Raw genomic sequence first — 3,434 nt, 5'->3', positions numbered from 1 at the left:
AGGACACCGACACCCTCGGCCCAGCCGGTGCCGTCGGCGTCGTCGGAGAACGCCTTGCACCGGCCGTCCGCGGACAACCCCCGCTGCCGGGAGAATTCGACGTAGAGACCGGGAGTGGACATCACCGTCACCCCACCGGCCAGCGCCAGCGAACACTCACCGTTACGGAGTGACTGAACCGCCAGATGCAACGCCACCAACGACGACGAACACGCCGTGTCCACCGTCACCGCCGGCCCCTCCAACCCGAAGGTGTACGCCACCCGGCCGGAGGCGACACTGCCCGCCGTGCCGGTGCCCCAGAAGCCCTCGACCCCCTCGGGCACCGCACTGGAACGGGCGGCGTAGTCGTGGGTCATCAGCCCGGTGAACACGCCGGTGGCCGAGCCGCGCAACCGCTCCGGGCGCACACCGGCACTCTCCAGAGCCTCCCAGCAGGTCTCCAGGAACACCCGCTGCTGCGGATCCATCGCCAGCGCCTCCCGCGGGCTGATCCCGAAGAACTCGGCGTCGAAATCCGCCGCGTCGTGCAGGAACCCGCCCTGGTTGACGTAGCTGGTGCCGGGAGTGTCCGGATCGGGGTCGAAGAGAGTGTCGAGGCGCCAGCCGCGGTCGGCCGGGAAATCACCGATGCCGTCCCGGCCCTCCACCAGCATGCTCCACAGGTCCTCCGGTGAGGCGACCCCGCCGGGGTAGCGGCAGGCCATGCCGACGATCGCGATCGGCTCGTCGGCGGACCGGACCGCCGCCGGCACCGGCGTCTGCTCCGGCACGCGGTCGCTCAGTTCGCTGAGCAGGTACGCCACCAGCGCTTCCGGAGCGGGATGGTCGAAGATCAGTGTCGCCGGCAGGCGCAGCCCGGTCGCGCCGGTGAGCCGGTTGCGCAGCTCGACCGCCATCAGTGAGTCGAAGCCGAGCCCGCGGAACGATTCGGCCACCGGGATCGCGTCCGGATCGGGGTGGGCGAGCACGGTCGCGACGTGGGTGAGCACCAGGTCGAGCAGGTAGCGACGACGCTCCTCCTCGGTGCGCCCGGCCAGTTCCCCGCCGAGCGCGGTGGCGCCCGGACGGAGGGCCGTCGCCCTTCGGCGGGGCACCCGGACCAGACCGTGCAGCGGCGCGGCGACGTTCGTGGCGGTCCGCAGCGCGGCCCGGTCGATGTGCGCCGGCACCAGGTGCGGCTCGTCCGAGCGGCACCCGGCGTCGAACAGGGCGAGCCCTTCCTCGACGCCGTGGGCCAGCAGACCGGAGTTCGCCAGCCGGGCCCGGTCGACCGCGCGCAGTTCGCCGGAGATCGCGCTGGCCGGTGACCACAGGCCCCAGGAGAGGGCGGTCGCCGGCTTGCCCTCGGCTCGCCGCCGGATCGCCAGGCCGTCCAGGAAGGCGTTGGCCGCCGCGTAGTTCGCCTGCCCCGCCGTACCGGCGACCGACGCCACCGAGGAGAACAGCACGAACAGCTCGACGTCGCCGGCCAGTTCGTGCAGGTTGAGGGCGGCGTCGACCTTCGGGCGCAGCACGGTGTCCAGCCGCTCGGCGGTCAGTGACTCCAGGATGCCGTCGTCCAGCACCCCGGCCGTGTGCACCACACCCACCAGCGGCCGGGACAGATCGCCGAGCACCGCGGCCAGCGCGTCCCGGTCGGCGGCGTCGCAGGCGGCCACCCGGACCGTGGCGCCCAGCGCGGCCAGTTCCGCGGTCAGTTCGGCGGCGCCGGGCGCGTCCCGGCCCCGGCGGGAGATCAGCAGCAGGTGCTCGGCCCCGTGCCGGGTGATCAGGTGACGGGCGAGCACGGTGCCGAGCGTGCCGGTGCCGCCGGTGATCAGCACGGTGCCGGACGGGTCGAACAGCCGTCGCCCGGCATCCGGTGAGGTTTCGCGATCCGGACCGGGCCAGCTTCGCAGCCGGGGTACGGACGGTACGCCGTCACGGAGGGCGAGCTGCTCCTCCCCGCCGGCGACCGCGGCTGTCAGGACCCGCTCGGACCGCTCGGAGCCGTCGCTGTCGACCAGGACGAACCGGCCCGGATGCTCGGACTGCGCGGTACGGACCAGGCCCCACGTCGCCGCGCCCGCCAGATCTCCGGCCCGGGTCACCACGATCAGGCGGCCGGTTCCGGTGAGGGTCTCCCGTACCGTCGCCAGGGTGTCGTGCAGTGATCGCCGGACCGACTCGGCGTCGTCTCCGGGGGAGACCCGGAAGACCTCGGCACCCGGGACGCCATCACCGGCCGGAGCCGGAGCCGGAGTCGGCACCCAGTCGATCCGGTGCAGCGCCGCCGGGGTCTCCGCCCCGGGCAGCCCGTTCGCCGGTGCCGGCCGGACGGTCACCCCGTCGATGGCCAGCACCGGGTCACCCTCGTCGTCGGTGGTGGTCACCCGCAGCGTGCTCTCGCCCACCGGGGTCAGCCGGACCCGCAGCGCCGGGGCACCCGCGCGGAACAGCCGCACGCCACGCCAGGAGAACGGCAGCCAGGCCCGGTCACCGTCGAGATGCAGCATCAGCGGATGCATCGCCGCGTCGAGCAGCGCCGGATGTACGCCGTACCGTGCGGCCGCCGGCTCCTCCTCGGCCCGCAACGTCACCCGGGCGAACCACTCGCCGTCCCGGCGCCACACCTCCTGTACGCCCTGGAAGGCGGGGCCGTAACAGAGGCCGCGGGCCAGCAGCCACTGGTAGAAGTCGCCGAGATCGACACGTTCCGCTCCGGCCGGTGGCCAGGCCGGATCCGCCTCGGGCACCGGCGCCGCCTCGTCGGCCAGCGTGCCGGTGGCGTGACAGGTCCACTCCGCACCCGGGCCCTGACCGGCGGGCTGGGAGTAGACGCCCACCTCACGACGGCCCTGCTCGTCCGGCTGCCCGGCCCAGACCTGGAGGTTGATCCGCTGGTCCTCGGTCAGCACCAGCGGCGCCCGCGCGGTCAGCTCCTCGATCACCCGGCTGCCGGTGTGCGCACCGGCCTGGACGGCGAGTTCCAGGAACGCGGTGCCGGGCAGCAGCACGGTGTCGTGGACGGCGTGGTCGGCCAGCCAGGGCTGCTCGCGCAGGGACAGCCGCCCGGTGAGGACGAGCCGGTCGGCGTCGGCCGTTCCCAGGACCGCGCCGAGCAACGGGTGGGCCGCCGCGGTCAAGCCGGCGGCGGTCACGTCACCGGCGGGCACCGGGCGTAGCCAGTAGGGGCGGCGCTGGAACGGGTACGGCGGCAGCCCGACGGCCCGCCGGCCGGTGAAGTAGCCGGGGGCGGCGGTGCCGGCGGTGAACAGGTCCCCGATCGCCCTGGCCAGGCTGGCCGTCTCGGACTGGCCTCGGCGCATGGTGGCGATGCCGCTGGTGGCGGCTGCCAGGACGGTGTCGGGTCCGATTTCGAGGTAGGTGGTGACGTTGTTGGTGCGCAGGGTGGTGATGGCGTCGGTGAATCGGACGGTGTGGCGGAGTTG

Annotated in this window: 1 protein-coding gene; it reads right to left on the bottom strand. The window is 73.9% G+C overall.

All coding sequences use genetic code 11. The features are described from left to right. The coding region (locus AB0I88_RS41095; RefSeq protein ID WP_361037698.1) for an SDR family NAD(P)-dependent oxidoreductase at positions 1-3,434 on the bottom strand (3,434 nt) is incomplete at both ends.

It is taken from the genome of Actinoplanes sp. NPDC049802 (genome assembly GCF_040656595.1).
Taxonomy (GTDB): domain Bacteria; phylum Actinomycetota; class Actinomycetes; order Mycobacteriales; family Micromonosporaceae; genus Actinoplanes.
The sequence above is the reverse complement of the archived record's forward strand: the minus strand, read 5'-3'. Positions and strand labels throughout refer to the sequence as shown.